The following is a 19,142-nucleotide window of genomic DNA, read 5'->3' as shown; positions in this document are numbered from 1 at the left end:
CGCTGGGGCGGCACGGGTGGGCGCGGCGGCACCCCGTTAAGTGCGGGCAAGCCACACCCCGCCCCGGACACCACCGACTGGCGGGCAGTCGTGCCGCTGGGGCGATGGGGGCACCTCCCGCTCGGACGAAGCCGAGAGTGGGGGTGGGGGAGGGTGGGCGCGGCGGCGTACCGATCGGCTGCTGCGGCGAGGGGCCCCGCGTTCACCACTGCGGAGGGCTCGCTATCGCGCGGGCCAGGACGTCGTCCAGGATGCGGGCCGTTTCCGGTATGTCCAGCTGGGAGTTGTCGATGATGGGGAGACCCGAGCCGTACCAGCCGGCCATGCGGCCGTGGATACGGGCCACCTCCTCGTCGGTGAGCCGGCGGTTGCCGGAGCGTTCCGCGTTGCGCTCGAGGACGATGTCCAGGCCGGGGAGGAGGACCACCGGGAGCAGGCCGGGGCCCACGTGCCGCTTCCAGCCGCCGAGGCCGACGACCGGCCGGTCGGGGAAGACCGCGTCGTCGAGGATGCACGAGATCCCGTTGGCGAGGAAGTTGCGCGCCGCGAACCCGCAGGTGCGTCGCGCCAGCCGGTACTGCGCCTCCGAGTGGTCGTTCCACCCGGACTGCGGGTCGGCGAACCCGGAGCGGACCCACTCGCGTACGTCGTCGAGGCTGATGTGCGCGGTCGGCACCCGGCGGTGGTCCGCCCAGTACTTGGCCACGCTCGTCTTGCCGGCGCCCGCGGGGCCTATGAGCAGCACGGCGATGATCGTGCCGGCCGGGTCGGGGGCGGCGGTGGTCTGCGGCGGGCTGGGCATGGCGACCGGGGCACCGGGCGGCAGCGGGACGTGGCCGGTGGTGTCCGGCGGCGGGGGCATCGAGGCGTGCCGCGGGCCCGCGGGGGGCGGGGTGGGGCCGCCGGGCGGGGGCGCGGGGTAGCCCGGTGCCGGAGGAGGCACGGGGGCGGGGCCCTGGTGCGCTCCCGGGTGCTGGCCCGGGTGGTGTGCGGCCGGTGACCAGCCGACGGCCGGTCCGTGCCCCGGCTGATGGGGCGGCGGCAGCGGAGAACCCACTGCGTGCTGCATCCGGTGCCACTCCGTCTCGTACAGGCGATGGGGCGCTGACAGCGGGGATGACCCGCGTGCTACCGAACGGTACCGCCCCCTGCCGTCGTTGTGTGAACGGCCGGGGGCGGTGATGAGTGCCCGGGGCTACTCCCCGACCTCGCCGTACGCGGCGAGGAGGACGGCCGGGTCCGGGCCTTCGAACACCGTGGGCTTGGCGAGGCCGTCGAGGACGATGAAGCGCAGCAGGTCGCCGCGGGACTTCTTGTCGACCTTCATGTTCTCCAGCAGCTTGGGCCACTGGTCGTAGCGGTAGTGCAGGGGGAGCCCGACCGATTCGAGGACCGTGCGGTGGCGGTCCGCGGTGGCGTCGTCCAAGCGGCCCGCGAGGCGGCCCAGTTCGGCGGCGAAGTGCATGCCGACGGCGACCGCCGCGCCGTGGCGCCACTTGTAGCGCTCGTTCTTCTCGATGGCGTGGCCGAGGGTGTGGCCGTAGTTCAGGATCTCGCGCAGACCCGATTCCTTCAGGTCGGACGAGACGACCTCCGCCTTGACCCGGATCGAGCGCTCGATCAGTTCCGCGGTGTGCGGGCCGGACGGGGTGCGGGCGGCCTGGGGGTCGGACTCGATGAGGTCCAGGATCACCGGGTCGGCGATGAAGCCGGCCTTGATGACCTCGGCGAGTCCGGAGACGTAGTCGTTGACCGGGAGGGAGTCCAGGGCGGCCAGGTCGCACAGGACCCCGGCGGGCGGGTGGAAGGCTCCGACGAGGTTCTTGCCCTCGGCGGTGTTGATGCCGGTCTTGCCGCCCACGGCCGCGTCCACCATGGCCAGGACGGTGGTCGGGACGGCGATCCAGCGGACCCCGCGCAGCCAGGTCGCGGCCACGAAGCCGGCCAGGTCCGTCGTGGCGCCGCCGCCCACGCCGACGATGACGTCGGTGCGGGTGAAGCCGGACTGGCCCAGCGCCTTCCAGCAGTAGGCGGCGACCTCGGCGGTCTTGGCCTCCTCCGCGTTGGGCACCTGGATGGCGACCGCCTCGTAGCCCTGCTCGGCCAGGTCGGCGCGGAGCGCGTCGCCCGTCTCGGCGAGGGCTTCGGGGTGCACGATCGCGACTCGCTTGGCCCGGGTGCCGATCAGTCCGCCCAGCTCGCCGAGGAGCTGACGGCCCACCAGGACCTCGTACGGGTCGGTGCCCGCCGTGCCGCCGATGGCGATCCGTGTCACTGCCTCGCTGCTCATGCGTCCTTCAACTCCAGTGCGTTCAGGGCCGCTTCGGTGACTTCCTCGGGCGTGCGGCCGTCGGTCGGTACGACGGCCGTGGCGGCCTCCTCGTACAGGTGCCGGCGGGCCTCCATCAGCTCGCGCCACTGCTTGCGCGGGTTGACCGCGAGGAGCGGGCGGGCGGCATTGAGGCCGGTGCGCTTGACGGCCTCCTCGACGTCCATCGAGAGGTACACGACCCGCTGTCCGGCGAGCAGTGCGCGTGTGTCGGGGTCGAGGACCGCGCCGCCGCCGAGGGCCAGGACGCCCTCGTGCTCGGTGAGTGCCGCGCGTACCGCGCGCTTCTCGATGGCGCGGAAGGCGGGCTCGCCCTCGTCGACGAAGATGTCGGCGATGGTGCGGCCCTCGGCGGTGACGATGTCGTCGTCGGTGTCGCGGTAGGCGACGCCCAGCCGCTCGGCGAGCAGCTGCCCCACGGTGGACTTGCCCACGCCCATCGGGCCGACCAGCACGATGACCGGTGAGCTCATCGGATGGCCAGGTTCTCGAGGTACGACGTCACGTTGCGGCGGGTCTCGGTGACGCTGTCGCCGCCGAACTTCTCCGCGACCGCGTCCGCGAGGACCAGGGCGACCATGGCCTCGGCGACGATGCCGGCGGCCGGCACGGCGCAGACGTCGGAACGCTGGTGGTGGGCGGCGGTCTCCTCGCCGGTGACGACGTCCACGGTCTTCAGCGCCCGCGGCACGGTCGCGATGGGCTTCATCGCCGCGCGTACGCGCAGCAGCTCACCGGTGGTCAGTCCGCCCTCGGTGCCGCCGGAGCGGCCCGAGGCGCGCTTGATGCCGTCGGGGGTGGCGAGGATCTCGTCGTGCGCCTTGGAGCCGGGGACGCGGGCGAGGTCGAAGCCGTCGCCGACCTCGACGCCCTTGATCGCCTGGATGCCCATGAGGGCGGCGGCCAGGCGGGCGTCCAGGCGGCGGTCCCAGTGGACGTGGGAGCCGAGGCCGACCGGGACGCCGTACGCCAGCACCTCGACCACGCCGCCGAGGGTGTCGCCGTCCTTGTGGGCCTGGTCGATCTCCGCGACCATCGCCTTCGAGGCGTCCGCGTCCAGGCAGCGCACCGGGTCCTCGTCCAGCCGCTGCACGTCGGCGGGGGTCGGGTGGACGCCGTACGGCGCCTTGGCCGCGGCCAGCTCGACGACGTGGCTGACGATCTCGATGCCGGCCGTCTCCTTCAGGTACGACCGCGCCACCGCGCCCAGCGCCACGCGGGCGGCGGTCTCACGGGCGGAGGCGCGCTCCAGGATCGGCCGGGCCTCGTCGAAGCCGTACTTCTGCATGCCGGCCAGGTCGGCGTGGCCGGGGCGGGGGCGGGTCAGCGGGGCGTTGCGCGCCAGGCCGGCCAGCACCTCCGGGTCGACCGGGTCGGCCGCCATGACCTGCTCCCACTTCGGCCACTCGGTGTTGCCCACCATGATCGCGACCGGGGAACCGAGGGTCAGACCGTGCCGGACGCCACCGAGGAAGGTGACCTCGTCACGCTCGAACTTCATCCGGGCGCCGCGACCGTAGCCCAGCCGCCGCCTCGCGAGGTGGTCCGCCACCATGTCCGTGGTGATCGGTACGCCGGCGGGAAGGCCCTCCAGCGTCGCCACGAGTGCGGGACCGTGCGACTCCCCCGCGGTCAGCCAGCGCAACCTGCTCAACGGTGCTCCTCAATGCTCGCGCCCCGGTACTGCCCTGCGTACACGTGTCCTCGTGTACGGCTGTGGCGTGACGGGGTGCGCGGCCCCGGTCCGCCACCTCCGATCCTCCCACGTCCGGGCCGGGTGTCCGGCCGCCGGTCCATCAGGCGGACGGGCGGGATCACGGGCCGGGCGGTGGAGGGATCAGGCCGGGCCGCCCTCGCCCTGACGGGGCTGGGGTGCGTAGGCGCCGAGGAAGTCGGCCCCGCTCGGCTGCGGGGCATGGGCACCCGGGTGGCCGGCGCCGCTGCCCTGCCGCTGCGGCGCGTACCGGCCCAGGTGATCCGCCCCGCTCGGCTGCTGGACGGCCTGCGGCGCGTACTGGCCCAGATGGTCCGCGCCGCTGCCCTGGCCGTACTGAGCCGCCGCGTGGGCCGGCTGTCCGTCGCGGACGGCGCGGCGGTGCGCGATCTTGCGCTTGATCTTGACGACCCAGGACGCGACGACGGCGAGCACGATCAGGGCCAGCACCGTGATCTGCACCCAGTCGGGCAGGAAGCCCAGCACGGACTCGAATATCTGGGACTTCACCGACGCCAGCGGCATGCTTGCGGACATGGAACGCGTTCCCCTCCCCTGTTCCGCCCCCTGCGGAACCGAGGGTGGATCCTAGCGGGCCGCGAGAGCCCGCTCGCCCGCTTTTCGCATGGCGTCCAGCGGGGCCGGTGAACGCCCCGTCATCTGCTCCACCTGGAGCACCGCCTGGTGCACCAGCAGGTCCAGCCCGCTGACCACGGCACCCCCGTACGCCGACCAGCGGGCGGCGAGAACGGTCGGCCACGGGTCGTAGAGCACGTCGAAGAGGGCCGTCGGACGCTCCGGGACGGCCCTGGCGAGGGTGTCCGTGACACCGGCCGGTGTGGTGCTGACGACCAGCGGGGCGTGCAGGGCCTGCTCGACGTCGTCCCAGGCGGCGATGCGGACCGTGACGTCGAGCCGCTCGGCCCACTCCCGCATCTCCGTCGCGCGAGTCTCGCTGCGGACATGGACCGTGATTTCGCCCGAGCAGATACGGGCCAGCGCGGCGAGGGCCGAGGAGGCGGTGGCGCCCGCGCCGATGATGGCGGCGGACTCCACCTTGTCGATGCCGTGCTCGCGCAGGGCGGCGACCATTCCGGGGATGTCGGTGTTGTCGCCGGTCCGGCGACCGTCCGGCGTGAAGACGACCGTGTTGACCGCCTCGACGGACGTCGCGGTCTCGCTGACCGAGTCGAGCAGCGGGATCACCGCCCGCTTCAGCGGCATGGTCAGCGACAGTCCCGCCCACTCGGTGCCGAGCGTGTCGAAGAAGCCGGGCAGGGACTTCTCGTCGACCTCGAAACGGTCGTACGTCCAGCCTTCCAGGCCCAGCTCGGCGTAGGCGGTGCGGTGCAGCACCGGGGAGAGGGAGTGGGCGATCGGGGAGCCGAGTACGGCGGCCCTGCGGACCCCGGCCCTAGCTGGCATTGAACTTGTCCTTCAGCTTCAGGAACTCGTCGTGTGTCTCGGCGAACTCGGTCTTGTTCACGCCGTCCGTGGCCACGAAGTACATCCAGCCATCGCTCGTCGGGTCCAGCGCGGCCCTCAGCGCCTCCTCGCCCGGATTGCCGATCGGGCCGGGCGGCAGGCCCTTGTTGGTGTACGTGTTGTACGGGTCCGGGTTGCTGTTGATCTCCGACTCGGAGATGTCGATCTCGCTCTGGCCCAGGAGGTAGTTGAAGGTCGAGTCGAACTGCAGCTCCTGGTTCGTCTCGGTGTTGGTGGGCTTGAGCCGGTTGTAGATGACCTCGGACATCTTGCGGAAGTCCTCGTGGGTCTTGCCCTCCGCCTGGACCAGGCTCGCGACCGTCACCAGCTCCCACGGCCCTTCGAGACCGAGGCTCTCGGCCTTCCCCTCGAAGTCCAGCTCCTCGTACTTCTCGGTGGCGCGAGCCACCATCTGCTTCAGCACGTCCTCGGGCTTCTGGCCCTTGGCGACGGCGTAGCTCGACGGGTAGAGGAAGCCCTCCAGCGGATCCTTGACGTCCTCGTGGTTCACGGCCCAGTCGGGCAGGCCGAGGGTCTTCCACTTGGTCTCGGCGACCTTGGCCGTGGTGCCCTCGTCCACCTTGAGGCGCTTGTCGATCAGTTCGTAGACGGCGGCGTTGCGCTTGCCCTCGGCGATGATCAGGTTGTCGCGGCTCTTGGGGCTGAGCATCAGCTCGACCGCGCTCGCGGCCGACATCTCCTTCTCCAGCGTGTACACGCCGTCCTGGATGTTCTTGCCCTGCGGGTTGGCCGCCTGGGCCGCGACGAAGGCGTCGACGCTCTTGACCACGCCCATCTTCTTGAGCTCCTGGCCGATGGCGTAACCGCCGGCGCCCTTGGGGATCGTGACGGTCACCTGCTCGCCGTTGCCGGCCCCCGCGAAGTCCGGGGCGCTGCCGAAACGATCCTGGTAGAACTGGTAGCCGAAGTAGCCGACACCGGCGAGGCCGCCGCCGAAGACCACGACCACGACGAGACAGGCCAGGCCGCTGCGTCGTTTCTTCTCCTTGCCGCCCCGGCCCCGGCGCTCGCCGCGCCCGCTCCGGTCGTCCGGCTCGTCGTCGGCGGCGTCCTCCTTGTCGCCGCCCGCGAAGAACGCGTGTTCGCCCTCGTCGGGGCCCGGGTCCCAGTCGGTTTCCGGCTCGGGTTCGGCGCGGCGGCGGCTGGGCGGTTCGGGCGGCGGGTAGGCGTCGGGGGTGCCGTAGTGGTCGGGCTGCTCCCCGCCGTACGTCCCGGCCTGCTGCGCGTACGGGTCCGTCGGGCCGGCCGCGTAGGGGTCCTGCGGGTAGGAGCCCGTGGGCCACCCGTTCTGGTCGTACTGCGGCTGTTGCTGTTGCTGCTGAGGGGCGTACTGCTGCTGGTCGTACTGCGGCTGTTGCTGGTCGTACTGCGGCTGTTGCTGGTCGTACTGCGGCTGTTGCTGCTGGTCGTACTGCGGGTACTGCTGCCCGCCGTACCCGTGCTGCTCGCCGGTGCCCCAGTCGCCGTACTGCTGCTGCGCCTGCGGCTGCTGCGGATAGTGCTGTGGCTGGCCGCCGTAGGGGGACTGCTGACCCTGCTGGGTCTGCTGTCCGCCCCATCCGCCGTCCCCGTACAACGGGTCGTCCGGATGCCACGGTTCGGAGCCTTGGCCCCGGCCATACTCAGTCATCGATCCCCTAGAGCCGCGAGGCAGCGGGCGCGCGGCCACCTGAAGACCACGGCTCCCGTCCCGCCTCTCTCTGTGCGGCGGCTGTTCGAACACCGTCCGCATCGCGCGGAACGTTACCGTATCGCGATCAGATGACCACTTCGACGCCCTCACCGGGTGGCCTGCCTGACACCCGTTCGGATTCCAGTGCCTGCTGAAGGATGATCACAGCGGCCGCCTGGTCGATGACGGAACGTCCCTTCTTGGACTTCACGCCCGAGGCGCGCAGTCCCTGACTCGCCGTCACCGTCGTCATGCGTTCGTCGACGAGCCGCACCGGAACGGGAGTGATCATACGGGCCAGCTCCTGCGCGAAACCCCTGACCTTGGCCGCGGCCGGGCCCTCGCCCCCCTTGAGGGAGCGGGGGAGACCGACGACGACCTCGATCGGCTCGTACTCCTCGACGAGCTGCCGCAGCCTGCGGTGGGCGGCGGGGACGTCCCGGCCGGGGACGGTCTCGACCGGCGTGGCGAGGATCCCGTCGGGGTCGCACGAGGCGACCCCGATGCGGGCGTCCCCGACGTCGATCGCGAGACGGCGGCCCCGGCGCATCGCCGGGGTGTCCCGCTGGTTCTCGCTCACTTGGCGGTGTCCGCCACGAGCCGCTCGACGGCGTCGACGGCCTCGCCGACGGCGGCCGGGTTCTGGCCGCCACCCTGGGCGACGTCCGGCTTGCCGCCACCGCCGCCGCCGAGGGTCTTGGCGGCCGTGCGGACCAGCTCACCGGCCTTGAGGCCGCGCTCGCGGGCGGCGTCGTTGGTGGCGATGACCGTCAGCGGCTTGCCGTTGTTCACGGTGAACAGGGCGACGACGGCGGCCCGGCCGCCCTGGATGCGGCCCCGCACGTCGAGGACCAGCTTGCGCAGGTCGTCCGGCGTGGTGCCGTCGGGGACCTGGCCGGTGACAAGGGCGATGCCCCTGACGTCCTTGGCGGACTCGGCGAGACCGGCGGCGGCCTGGAGGACCTTCTCGGCGCGGAACTTCTCGATCTCCTTCTCGGCGTCCTTCAGCTTGCCGAGCATGGCGGAGACCTTCTCCGGAAGCTCCTCCGGGCGGCCCTTGATCAGCTCCTGGAGCTGGGCGACGACCGTGTGCTCACGGGCGAGGAAGTTGTAGGCGTCCACGCCGACCAGGGCCTCGATGCGGCGCACACCGGAGCCGATGGAGGACTCGCCGAGCAGCTTCACCAGACCGAGCTGGGCGGTGTTGTGCACGTGGGTGCCGCCGCACAGCTCCTTGGAGAAGTCACCGATGGTGACGACGCGCACGCGCTCGCCGTACTTCTCGCCGAACTCGGCGATGGCGCCCTGCTTCTTGGCCTCGTCGATGCCCATGACGTCGGCACGCACGTCGAGGTCGCGGGCGAGCACCTCGTTGATCTTCTGCTCGACGTCGGTCATCACGGCCGTCGGCACGGCGGACGGGGAGCCGAAGTCGAAGCGGAAGCGGCCGGGCTGGTTCTCGGAACCGGCCTGGGCGGCCGTCGGGCCGAGGGCGTCGCGCAGCGCCTGGTGGGTGAGGTGGGTGGCCGAGTGGGCACGGGCGATGGCCGTACGGCGGCGGCCGTCGATGGAGGCGTGGGCCTTGGCGCCGACGGTGACCTCGCCGACCTGGACGACGCCCTTGTGGACGTACACGCCCGGGACCGGCTTCTGGCAGTCGCGGATCTCGATGACGGCGCCGGTGTCGACCCTGATGCGGCCGGTGTCGCCGATCTGGCCGCCGCCCTCGGCGTAGAACGGGGTGCGGTCGAGGACGATCTCGACCTCGTCGCCCTCGGTGGCGGCCGGGGAGGAGGCGCCGTCGACGAGGATGCCGACGATCGTGGACTCGCTCTCGGTGTCGGTGTAGCCGACGAAGTCGGTGGCGCCGGCCTTGTCGGCGATCTCCCGGTAGGCGCCGGCGCCGGCGTGGCCGGTCTTCTTGGCCTGGGCGTCGGCCTTGGCGCGCTCCCGCTGCTCCTTCATCAGACGGCGGAAGCCGTCCTCGTCCACGGAGAGCCCCTGCTCGGCGGCCATCTCCAGGGTGAGGTCGATCGGGAAACCCCAGGTGTCGTGGAGCAGGAAGGCCTTGTCGCCGGCGAGGACGGTGCCGCCGGCGGCCTTGGTGTCGCTGACGGCGGTGTCGAGGATGTTGGTGCCGGCCTTCAGCGTCTTGAGGAAGGCGTTCTCCTCGGCGAGGGCGACCTTCTCGATGCGCTCGCGGTCGGTGATCAGCTCCGGGTACTGCTGGCCCATCATGCCGATGACGACGTCGATCAGGTCCTTGACGACCGGCCCCGTGGCGCCGAGCAGGCGCATGTTGCGGATGGCGCGGCGCATGATGCGGCGCAGCACGTAGCCGCGGCCCTCGTTGCCGGGGGTGACGCCGTCGCCGATGAGCATGACGGAGGTGCGCATGTGGTCGGTGACCACGCGCAGGGAGACGTCGGAGGCCTGGGCGTCGCCGTAGGCCACGCCGGTGAGCTCGGTGGCCTTGTCGATCACGGCCATGGAGGTGTCGATCTCGTACATGTTCTGCACGCCCTGCAGAATCATGGCGAGCCGCTCGAAGCCCAGGCCCGTGTCGATGTTCTTGCTCGGCAGGTCACCGAGGATCTCGAAGTCGTCCTTGCCGGTGCCCTCGCCCCGCTCGTACTGCATGAAGACGAGGTTCCAGATCTCCACGTACCGCTCGTCGTTGACGGCGGGGCCGCCCTCGACGCCGAACTCGGGGCCGCGGTCGTAGTTGATCTCGGAGCAGGGGCCGCAGGGGCCGGGGACGCCCATGGACCAGAAGTTGTCCTTCTTGCCCAGGCGCTGGATGCGCTCGGCGGGCACGCCGACGACGTCGCGCCAGATCTGCTCGGCCTCGTCGTCGTCCTGGTAGACGGTGATCCACAGGCGCTCGGGGTCGAGGCCGTAACCGCCCTGGTCCCGGGTGCTGGTGAGCAGCTCCCAGGCGAGCTTGATGGCGCCTTCCTTGAAGTAGTCGCCGAAGGAGAAGTTGCCGCACATCTGGAAGAACGTGCCGTGGCGGGTGGTCTTGCCGACCTCTTCGATGTCGGGTGTGCGCACGCACTTCTGCACGCTGGTGGCGCGGTCGAAGGGCGGCTTGACCTCACCCAGGAAGTAGGGCTTGAAGGGCACCATGCCGGCCGGGACGAGCAGCAGAGTCGGGTCGTCCGCGATGAGCGACGCCGACGGGACGACGGTGTGCCCGCGCTCCTCGAAGAAGCTCAGCCAGCGGCGGCGGATCTCGGCCGACTCCATCAGTGGTCCTCATTCCGGTTGTACGGGTACGTCGGGTACGTCTGGTGCGTCCGGTGCGTCGACTTCCGCTCCGGGCCCTCGACGTACTTGGGGGTGTTGCGGTTCTCGATGACGGCGTAGCCGCGGGGTGCGGGGAGTTCGCGGTCGACGGGGGCGTTGAGCCCGAGCGCGTCGCCCAGTTCGGCCTCCCGCCGGGCCATGTTGTCGCGGACCTCGAGCGCGAAGTCCACCGCGCGGTCCTTGAGCCGGCCGCCGGTCTCGATCGCCTTGTTCGCCGCGGTGACGGCGAGGTGCTCGGGCGTCAGCTGCCTGATCTTGCGGTTGACCTTGGTGGTGGCCCACACGCCGGCGGCGACGCCGGTGGTGAACCAGAACGTTCGGCGGAACATCGCTGGGTCAGTCCCTCTTTCCCCGGGTCCGCTTTTCCCGCCGCGCGCCCGGGACGGTGCGGCCCACGATCACGTTGCGCCTCGGCTCCTTGGCCGGGGCGTCGTCCTTGCGGCCGCTGACGGCGCGGCGCACGCCGTAGCCGAAGGCGGCGACCTTGACCAGGGGGCCGCCGAAGGTGGAGGCCACGGTGGTCGACAGCGCGGAGGCGTTGGAGGTGACCTCCTGGACGTCGGAGGCGATCGCGTCGACCCGTTCGATCTGGGTCTGCGCGGAACGCACCGCCGCCGAGGCGTCCGCCAGCAGGGGGACGGCCTGGTCGGTCACGTCCGCCACGAGCCTGGTGGTCGCCCGGAGCGTCTGGGCCAGCCTCGCCAGCGCGACGGCGAGGAAGGAGACCAGGATCGCCCAGAACACGGCCACCAGGATTCCGGCCACCTCGCCACCGGACACTGTGTGCACCCGCTCCCTTGAAACGCGCCTGAACATCGAGAAAGTCGTGGGGTCGAGCCTATCGCGCCGGTGACGGGACTCCGTACCGGATTACCGTCCGCCACCGGTGGAGTCGCGGGAAGCGACGACGAACCCGCCGCCTCGCCCGCCCGGAGGGGCGGGGAGACGGCGGGTTCGGGATACCGCGCGCCTGCTGGGGTCAGCGGGCGTAGTACTCGACGACGAGCTGCTCGTCGCAGATCACCGGGATCTCCTTGCGGTTCGGCTCACGGTCCAGGCGGAACGCCAGGGCCTTGAGGTTCACCTGGAGGTAGCGCGGGGTCTCACCGTCGGGGGCGAAGCCGCCTTCACGGGCGATCGTGAAGAGGGTCTTCTCCTTGCTGCGGTCGCGGACCTGCACGACGTCGTCCGGGCGGACACGGAAGGAGGGCTTGTCGACCTTCTTGCCGTTGACCTGGATGTGGCCGTGGGTGACCATCTGGCGGGCCTGGTAGATCGTGCGGGCGATGCCCGAACGCAGGACCAGCGCGTCGAGGCGCCGCTCCAGCTCCACGATCAGGGCCTCACCGGTCTTGCCCTGCACCTTGGAGGCACGCTCGTAGGCGCGCACCAGCTGGCGCTCGGAGAGGTCGTACTGCGCGCGCAGACGCTGCTTCTCCAGCAGACGGACCTTGTAGTCCGAGTTCTGCTTGCGGCCGCGGCCGTGCTCGCCCGGCGGGTAGGGGCGGGCCTCGAAGTACTTGACGGCCTTCGGGGTCAGCGCGATGCCGAGGGCACGCGACTTCTTGACCTTGGGGCGGGACTGATTCGCCACTTGTTTTCCTTGTCTCCTGTCGGCTGCCTCAGGGTTACGGGAGGTCGCATCCGCAGCCGGGGAATTCCCATCGGGTCCGTGAGGACCTGACGGGCAGCCGCTCCCCTGGTCTGGGCACATACGTGCAGCACACGAACGGCCCACCGACCGGTCCCGGGACTTGCGGGGGGGTGGTGGGCTGCCCGCGACACCTACGACGGTGCGCGACGCTCCTGGATCGAAGGATCCGGCTGGGTGTCCCGCCTGAGGCGCCGACCGGGGCCGGACACGGGACTCAGCACTCCGGCAGAGTCTACAGGGTGGTCAGGACCGCTTCCGACCGAGGTGCTTCCTGGTCCACTCCACCGCGTCCGCGTACCGCGCCTCCGCGCCGTGCCGGGTGGGCTCGTAGTACGCGCGGTCCTTCAGGGCGTCCGGCGCGTACTGCTGTGCGGCGATGCCCTCGGGCAGGTCGTGCGGGTAGGTGTAGCCCTTGCCGTGCCCGAGCTTGGTCGCGCCCTTGTAGTGGCTGTCCCTCAGGTGGGACGGCACGGGGCCGGCCAGTCCCTTGCGCACGTCGTCCAGGGCGGCGCCGATCGCGGTGGTGGCGGCGTTGGACTTGGGGGCGAGGGCGAGGGCGATGGTGGCGTGGCTGAGGGTGAGGGCGGCCTCGGGGAAGCCGATCATGGCGACGGCCTGGGCGGCGGCGACCGCGATCGGCAGCGCGTTCGGGTCGGCGAGGCCGATGTCCTCGCTGGCGGAGATCATCAGGCGGCGGGCGATGAAGCGGGGGTCCTCGCCGGCCTCGATCATGCGGGCCAGGTAGTGCAGGGCGGCGTCCACGTCGGAGCCGCGGATGGACTTGATCAGCGCGCTGGCGACGTCGTAGTGCTGGTCGCCGTCGCGGTCGTACTTCACCGCGGCCCGGTCGACCGTCTCCTCCAGCGTGGCCAGGGTGATCGCCGCCTCGCCCTTGTCGAGCGCGGCCCCTGCGGCGGCCTCCAGGGCGGTGAGCGCGCGGCGGGCGTCGCCGCCCGCGATGCGCAGGAAGTGGTTCTCGGTGTCCTCGGGGAGGGTGACGGCGCCCTTCAGGCCCCGCTCGTCGGTGAGGGCGCGCTTCAGCAGGTCCCGGACGTCGTCGTCGGTGAGCGGTTCGAGGGTGAGGAGGAGGGAGCGGGAGAGCAGCGGGGAGATGACCGAGAAGTAGGGGTTCTCGGTGGTCGCGGCGATCAGGGTGACCCAGCGGTTCTCCACGGCCGGGAGCAGGGAGTCCTGCTGGGCCTTGCTGAAGCGGTGGATCTCGTCGAGGAAGAGGACGGTCTCCTGGCCGTACCCGCCGGAGGCGCGGCGGGCGCCGTCGATGACCGCGCGGACCTCCTTGACGCCCGCGGTGATCGCCGACAGTTCGACGAAGCGCTTGTTGGTGGCCTTGGAGACGACGTAGGCCAGGGTCGTCTTGCCGGTGCCGGGCGGGCCCCAGAGGATCACCGAGGAGGGGCCCGCGGGGCCCGAGGCGCCCTCGCCGACCAGTCTGCGCAGGGGGGAGCCCGGCTTCAGCAGGTGCTGCTGGCCCACCACCTCGTCGAGGGTGCGCGGGCGCATCCGGACCGCCAGGGGGCTGCCGGTCGGGTCCTTCTCCTGGCGTTCTTCTGCTGCGGCGGTGAACAGGTCGGGCTCCACGCTGAAACCCTAAAGCACCGCACCGACAGCCCGGGGTGGGCGGTCAGCTGGTCCAGAAGTCCCACCAGCGGGTCAGGATCAGCATGCCGATGATGCCGATGTGCAGGACCGGCATGACCCAGGTGAACTCGCCGAAGAAGCCCTTCAGCCAGCCGGGGGCGGGCAGGAAGCCCTGGCGGATGTTGAACGACGTCACGTACCAGAACATGATGATCGTGGCGACCCAGGCCAGGCAGCACCACAGGCACAGGGCGTTGATCCGGTACAGGGACTGGAACATCAGCCAGGTCACGAATCCGACGCCGAACAGGCAGCCGGCGTTGAAGGTGAGCCAGTACCAGCGCGGGAAGCGGGCCCGGGCGAGCAGGCTCATGCCGACGCAGACGACGATGCCGTAGGTGACGAGGCCGAGCATCGGGTTGGGGAAGCCGAAGACGGAGGCCTGGTCGCTCTCCATGACGCTGCCGCAGGAGACGACGGGGTTGAGACTGCACCCGGGGACGAACGTCTCGCCCTTGACCTTGGCCTCGAGCAGCTTGAACTTGTCGAGCGTGATCACCCACGCGGCGAGCACGCCAGCGGCGCCGGTGATCACCAGGAGCAGGGCGAAGGCCCGGCTCGCGCCCTCCGTGCGCGGCGCGGAGGCGGCGCGCTGCGGTGCGGCCGAGGGTTCGGGATCCATGTCGACGTCCCTGACTGTCGTCTTGCTCATCACGCCGATTCCGTCACTGGGGAGTGTGGACCTGCTTCGGGCAGGGGCCATTGTGCCGTACGGGGCCGTGGGTTCGCCGTTGTGCGGACATAAGTGCGTACCGGCGTTCGCCCGTGAGCGTGCGGTTTCGGCCTGTGTCCGGGGGACGGTCGCACGTACGCTCCGTCCAGGATCATCCGGCCGGGTGAAGCGGCCCGTACGCGTTGACGACGGAGGCGCCGGTGCCCCGCGCGGGCATCCGGCGCCTCCGTCGGTACGGGGGGGGTCAGCCGAGCCGTGACTCCAGCTCCGCCACGATCTCGTTGACGCCGACCGCCGTCTGCTCGCCGGACTCCATGTCCTTGAGCTGGACGACGCCTTCGGCGAGGTCGCGTTCGCCCAGCACCAGGGCGTAGCGGGCGCCCGAGCGGTTGGCGGCCTTCATCGCGGCCTTCAGGCCCTTGTTCCCGTAGGAGAAGTCCGCCGCCACGCCGTTCTTGCGCAGCTCGGTGACCTTGGCGAACAGCACCCGGCGGGCCTCCTCGCCGAGCGGGACGGCGAACACGCTGGTGATGGCGGGGAGTTCGAGCTCCACGCCCTCCGCCTCCAGGGCCAGCACCGTGCGGTCGACGCCCAGGGCCCAGCCGACGGACGGCAGGGCGGGGCCGCCGATCATCTCGGACAGACCGTCGTAGCGGCCGCCGCCGCCCACCGCGGACTGGGAGCCCAGACCGTCGTGGACGAACTCGAAGGTCGTACGGGTGTAGTAGTCCAGGCCGCGGACCAGCTTGGGGTCGTCCTCGAAGGCCACGCCCGCCGCCGTGATCAGTTCGCGGACCTCCTCGTGGTACGCCTTGCAGGCGTCGCAGAGGTAGTCGCGCAGCAGGGGCGCGCCGGTGAGCTGCTTCTGCACCGACTCGCGCTTGTCGTCCAGGACGCGCAGCGGGTTGATCTCCGCGCGGCGCAGCGTGTCCTCGTCCAGGTCGAGGCCGCGCAGGAAGTCCTGCAGCGCGGCCCGGTACACCGGGCGGCACTCCTTGTCGCCGAGGCTGTTGAGCAGGATGCGGAAGTCCTGCAGGCCCAGCGAGCGGTACGCCTGGTCGGCGAGGATGATCAGCTCGGCGTCGAGCGCCGGGTCCTCCGCGCCGATCGCCTCGGCGCCGACCTGGGAGAAGTGGCGGTAACGGCCCTTCTGGGGGCGCTCGTAGCGGTAGTACGAACCGGAGTACCAGAGCTTGACCGGGAGGTTGCCCGCCTTGTGCAGGTTGGCCTCCAGGGCGGCGCGCAGCACGGAGGCGGTGCCCTCGGGGCGCAGGGCGAGCCGGTCGCCGCCCTTGGTCTCGAAGGCGTACATCTCCTTGGTGACGATGTCGGTGGACTCACCGACGCCGCGCGCGAACAGTTCGACGTTCTCGAAGCCGGGCGTCTCGATGTAGCCGTAGCCGGAGCCCCGCAGCGGGGCGGCGATGGCCTCGCGGACGGCGAGGTACTTGGCGCTGTCCGGCGGGATCAGGTCGTACGTGCCCTTGGGGGCCTTGAAGGTGCTCACGGAAGTCTCTCGTCACATTCCTCGTCGGGGAGCCTCGGTGGGGGCTCCCTGGCCGGCGGCCACCTGCCGCAGATACGGGTTGGTGGCGCGCTCCTGGCCGATGGTCGTCTGGGGGCCGTGGCCGGACAGCACCACGGTCGCGTCGTCGAGCGGCAGGCACACGCGGGCCAGGGACTCGAGCATGTCGTCCATGGAGCCACCCGGCAGGTCGGTGCGTCCGATGGAGCCGGCGAACAGCAGGTCGCCCGAGAACACGACCGGCGGGACGTCCGCCGTCTCGGGCAGGCCGAAGGTCACCGACCCCTTGGTATGGCCCGGCGCGTGCGCGACGGAGAACGTGAGGCCCGCGAGGTCCAGCCGCGTGCCGTCGGTGAGTTCCCTGACGTCGTCCGGCTCCCCCACCGTCAGCTCGCCCATCAGCGGCATGCCGATGGCGCGGCCGATGCCCTTCTCGGGGTCGCTCATCATGTACCGGTCCCCGGAGTGGATCCAGGCCGGTACGTCGTGCGCTCCGCACACCGGGACGACCGAGGCGACGTGGTCGATGTGGCCGTGGGTGAGGACGACGGCGACGGGCTTGAGCCGGTGCTTGCGGACCGCCTCCGCGACGCCGTCGGCGGCCTGGTGGCCGGGGTCGATGATCACGCACTCCTCACCGGCGGCGGGGGCGACGAGATAACAGTTCGTCCCCCAGGCCCCGGCGGGGAACCCGGCAATGAGCACGATCGTCCTTCGTTGTGTCGATACGGGAGGCTTGCGACGGGGCTGCGCCCGTCGTCAGAGCCTACCGGCGCTGCCGATTCCTCAGCGAACCCATATACGGTACGGGGCACACGCAGGCGGTCGGCTCACCGCACGCACGCACGCGTACCGGCCGGCACACGAGACGCATGAGGAGAGAATCCGGTGGTCAGCCAGGAGCAGCGGCGGCGTCAGCTCGCCCGGGAGAAGTTCTTGCGGCAGCAGCAGCGGCGCACCGAAGCGCGGCGCAAGTCGCGGGTGCGCAACTCGGTGATCGCGTCCGTGCTCGGTGTGGTCCTCGTGGGCAGCGGCGCGCTGTACGCGACCGGGGCGCTGGAGCAGGACGACGACAAGACCAACGCGAACGCGGAGGTCACGCCGAGCGCCGCACCGACCAGCAAGGCTCCGGACCCGTGCGACAAGCCCGCCGAGGGCAAGGTCAAGACGGAGACCTGGAAGAAGGAGCCGGCGGTCGCCATCGACAAGTCGGCGAAGTACACCCTGAAGCTGGACACGACCTGTGGCGGGATAGACGTGGCGCTGAAGGCGTCGGCGGCCCCGCACACGGTCAACTCGTTCGACTTCCTGGCGAAGAAGGGCTACTTCGACCACAGCAAGTGCCACCGGCTCACCACGAACGGCATCTACGTGCTGCAGTGCGGTGACCCGACGGGCACCGGCACCGGCGGTCCCGGGTACACGATCCCGGACGAGAACCTGAAGGACAAAAGCCTGAAGGACAACATCTACCCGGCGGGCACGGTCGCGATGGCCAACACCGGACAGCCGGACAGTGGCGGCAGCCAGTTCTTCCTGGTCTACCAGGACAGCCAGCTTCCGCCCAGCTACACCCCGTTCGGGACCGTCTCGGACGCGGGCATGAAGGTGCTGAAGAAGATCGCCGACGCCGGGGAGAACACCGGAGCGGGTGACGGGGCGCCCAACGCGACGGTCGTGATCGACAAGGCGACCGTCACCAAATCCTGACCCCCAACTGCGAAATTTCGGTCGCGCGGGATGCGGACAGGCATCCCGTCGGTCGCCTATGTTGGCCGTGACGAAACTGTGGACGATGCCCGGGGGAGCTTCGAGGCCCCCTCGACGGCATCATGTGGAGGAGGCGCTGTGAGCAGCGACCCGTGGGGCCGCGTCGACGAGACGGGGACCGTGTACGTGCGTACGGCCGACGGCGAGCAGGTCGTCGGTTCCTGGCAGGCCGGCTCCCCCGAGGAGGCGCTGGCCTACTTCGAGCGCAAGTACGAGGGCCTGGTTGTCGAGATCGGCCTCCTCGAGAAGCGAGTGAAGACCACCGACCTGTCGTCCAAGGACGCCCAGACCGCGATCGGGCACCTGCGCGAGCAGGTGGACGCGCACCACGCGGTCGGCGACCTGGACGCCCTCAGGGCCCGGCTGGACAAGCTCGTGGAGCTGGTGGAGGCGCGCCGCGAGGAGCGCAAGGCACAGCGGGCCAAGCAGTCCGACGAGGCGCGGCACGCCAAGGAGGCGCTGGTCGTCGAGGCGGAGGAGCTGGCGCAGTCCGACCAGTGGCGGGCCGCCGGTGAGCGGCTGCGGGCGCTGGTGGACACCTGGAAGGGCCTGCCGCGGCTGGACCGCAAGTCGGACGACGAGCTGTGGCACCGGTTCTCGCACGCGCGGTCGGCGTTCTCCAAGCGGCGCAAGCAGCACTTCGCGCAGCTGGACGCGCAGCGCGAGGAGGCCCGCCAGGCCAAGGAGCGGCTGGTCGCGGAGGCAGAGTCGCTGTCGGGCTCGACGGACTGGGGGCCGACGGCCGCCCGCTACCGCGACCTGATGGCGGAGTGGAAGGCCGCGGGCCGAGCCCAGCGCGAGCACGAGGACGATCTGTGGAACCGCTTCCGCGGCGCCCAGGACGTCTTCTTCGCCGCCCGCAGCTCGGTCTTCGCCGAGCGGGACGCGGAGCAGGCCGAGAACCTCAAGCTCAAGGAGGAGCTGGCCGAGGAGGCCGAGAAGCTCCTGCCGATCACGGAACTGAAGGCCGCGCGGGCCGCGTTCCGCGGGATCAACGAGCGCTGGGAGGCCATCGGCCACGTGCCGCGGGACGCCCGCCCGAAGGTCGAGGGCCGGATGCACACCGTGGAGCGGGCCCTGCAGGAGGCCGAGGAGGCCGAGTGGCGCCGGACGAACCCGGAGGCACGCGCGCGTGCCGCGGGTCTGACCGGTCAGCTCCAGGCCGCCGTGGACAAGCTGAAGGGCCAGATCGAGCAGGCCAGGACGCAGGGCAACACCGCCAAGGCGGAGAAGCTGGAGCGGGAGCTTGAGGGCCGCCAGGCCCTGCTGGACCAGGCGCTGAAGGGTCTGCACGAGTTCGGCGGCTGAGCTCTCGCACGAGCACACCGCAC

18 protein-coding genes are annotated in these 19,142 nt (G+C 71.1%); 2 read left to right on the top strand and 16 right to left on the bottom strand.

Annotation, left to right across the window (positions count from 1 at the left end; translation table 11 throughout):
* Positions 1 to 202: 202 nt before the first annotated feature.
* The 16 genes from ACZ62B_RS26110 to ACZ62B_RS26035 all read right to left on the bottom strand — a co-directional run bounded on the left by ACZ62B_RS26110 (position 203) and on the right by ACZ62B_RS26035 (position 16,746).
* Complete coding sequence (locus ACZ62B_RS26110; RefSeq protein ID WP_468883661.1) at positions 203 to 1,069, bottom strand: Pro-rich N-terminal domain-containing protein; 867 nt, start codon at positions 1,067 to 1,069, stop codon at positions 203 to 205.
* 126 nt (positions 1,070 to 1,195) lie between these two features.
* A complete protein-coding gene (gene aroB / locus ACZ62B_RS26105; RefSeq protein ID WP_344560634.1) occupies positions 1,196 to 2,290 on the bottom strand; it encodes a 3-dehydroquinate synthase in 1,095 nt (364 codons plus the stop codon).
* A complete protein-coding gene (locus tag ACZ62B_RS26100) occupies positions 2,287 to 2,802 on the bottom strand; it encodes a shikimate kinase (protein ID WP_344560633.1) in 516 nt (171 codons plus the stop codon). The genes aroB and ACZ62B_RS26100 overlap by 4 nt, the downstream gene beginning before the upstream one ends.
* On the bottom strand, positions 2,799 to 3,983 hold the full coding sequence (gene aroC, locus ACZ62B_RS26095; RefSeq protein ID WP_344560632.1) for a chorismate synthase: 1,185 nt from the start codon (positions 3,981 to 3,983) through the stop codon (positions 2,799 to 2,801). The genes ACZ62B_RS26100 and aroC overlap by 4 nt, the downstream gene beginning before the upstream one ends.
* Positions 3,984 to 4,166: 183 nt before the next feature.
* On the bottom strand, positions 4,167 to 4,580 hold the full coding sequence (locus ACZ62B_RS26090) for a hypothetical protein (RefSeq protein ID WP_344560631.1): 414 nt from the start codon (positions 4,578 to 4,580) through the stop codon (positions 4,167 to 4,169).
* A gap of 51 nt (positions 4,581 to 4,631) precedes the next feature.
* Complete coding sequence (locus tag ACZ62B_RS26085) at positions 4,632 to 5,468, bottom strand: shikimate dehydrogenase (RefSeq protein ID WP_344560630.1); 837 nt, start codon at positions 5,466 to 5,468, stop codon at positions 4,632 to 4,634.
* Positions 5,458 to 7,179, bottom strand: a complete 1,722-nt coding sequence (gene mltG / locus ACZ62B_RS26080; RefSeq protein WP_469692258.1) for an endolytic transglycosylase MltG — start codon at positions 7,177 to 7,179, stop codon at positions 5,458 to 5,460. The genes ACZ62B_RS26085 and mltG overlap by 11 nt, the downstream gene beginning before the upstream one ends.
* Positions 7,180 to 7,306: 127 nt before the next feature.
* Positions 7,307 to 7,771 (bottom strand): Holliday junction resolvase RuvX, encoded by a 465-nt coding sequence (gene ruvX, locus ACZ62B_RS26075; protein ID WP_344560726.1) that lies wholly within the window; start codon positions 7,769 to 7,771, stop codon positions 7,307 to 7,309.
* Positions 7,772 to 7,797: 26 nt separating this feature from the next.
* Positions 7,798 to 10,470 (bottom strand): alanine--tRNA ligase, encoded by a 2,673-nt coding sequence (alaS, locus tag ACZ62B_RS26070; RefSeq protein ID WP_344560628.1) that lies wholly within the window; start codon positions 10,468 to 10,470, stop codon positions 7,798 to 7,800.
* A complete protein-coding gene (locus ACZ62B_RS26065) occupies positions 10,470 to 10,859 on the bottom strand; it encodes a hypothetical protein (protein WP_344560627.1) in 390 nt (129 codons plus the stop codon). Before ACZ62B_RS26065 ends, alaS begins: the two co-directional genes overlap by 1 nt.
* A gap of 7 nt (positions 10,860 to 10,866) precedes the next feature.
* Positions 10,867 to 11,319, bottom strand: coding sequence for a DUF948 domain-containing protein (locus ACZ62B_RS26060; RefSeq protein WP_107425133.1), 453 nt, complete (start codon positions 11,317 to 11,319; stop codon positions 10,867 to 10,869).
* A 190-nt stretch (positions 11,320 to 11,509) separates the two neighbouring features.
* On the bottom strand, positions 11,510 to 12,124 hold the full coding sequence (rpsD, locus tag ACZ62B_RS26055) for a 30S ribosomal protein S4 (protein ID WP_344560626.1): 615 nt from the start codon (positions 12,122 to 12,124) through the stop codon (positions 11,510 to 11,512).
* Between the two features lie 303 nt (positions 12,125 to 12,427).
* Positions 12,428 to 13,783, bottom strand: coding sequence for a replication-associated recombination protein A (locus ACZ62B_RS26050; RefSeq protein WP_468883670.1), 1,356 nt, complete (start codon positions 13,781 to 13,783; stop codon positions 12,428 to 12,430).
* 43 nt (positions 13,784 to 13,826) lie between these two features.
* Complete coding sequence (locus ACZ62B_RS26045) at positions 13,827 to 14,495, bottom strand: vitamin K epoxide reductase family protein (RefSeq protein WP_344560624.1); 669 nt, start codon at positions 14,493 to 14,495, stop codon at positions 13,827 to 13,829.
* A 265-nt stretch (positions 14,496 to 14,760) separates the two neighbouring features.
* The gene (gene hisS, locus ACZ62B_RS26040) at positions 14,761 to 16,023 is read right to left on the bottom strand and encodes a histidine--tRNA ligase (RefSeq protein ID WP_469692256.1); all 1,263 of its coding nucleotides are present in this window, start codon (positions 16,021 to 16,023) and stop codon (positions 14,761 to 14,763) included.
* Positions 16,024 to 16,035: 12 nt separating this feature from the next.
* Positions 16,036 to 16,746: an MBL fold metallo-hydrolase gene (locus ACZ62B_RS26035; protein ID WP_469692254.1), complete on the bottom strand. Its 711-nt coding sequence runs from the start codon at positions 16,744 to 16,746 to the stop codon at positions 16,036 to 16,038.
* 183 nt (positions 16,747 to 16,929) lie between these two features.
* Here ACZ62B_RS26035 and ACZ62B_RS26030 point away from each other — a divergent pair, with 183 nt between their 5' ends.
* Positions 16,930 to 17,751: a peptidylprolyl isomerase gene (locus ACZ62B_RS26030; protein WP_344560621.1), complete on the top strand. Its 822-nt coding sequence runs from the start codon at positions 16,930 to 16,932 to the stop codon at positions 17,749 to 17,751.
* 138 nt (positions 17,752 to 17,889) lie between these two features.
* Positions 17,890 to 19,119, top strand: coding sequence for a DUF349 domain-containing protein (locus tag ACZ62B_RS26025; protein ID WP_469692252.1), 1,230 nt, complete (start codon positions 17,890 to 17,892; stop codon positions 19,117 to 19,119).
* Positions 19,120 to 19,142: the final 23 nt, after the last annotated feature.

The organism is Streptomyces sp. NPDC053426 (assembly GCF_055585405.1).
Note: the sequence above shows the minus strand (reverse complement) of the source record. Positions and strands in the feature narration are given on the sequence as shown.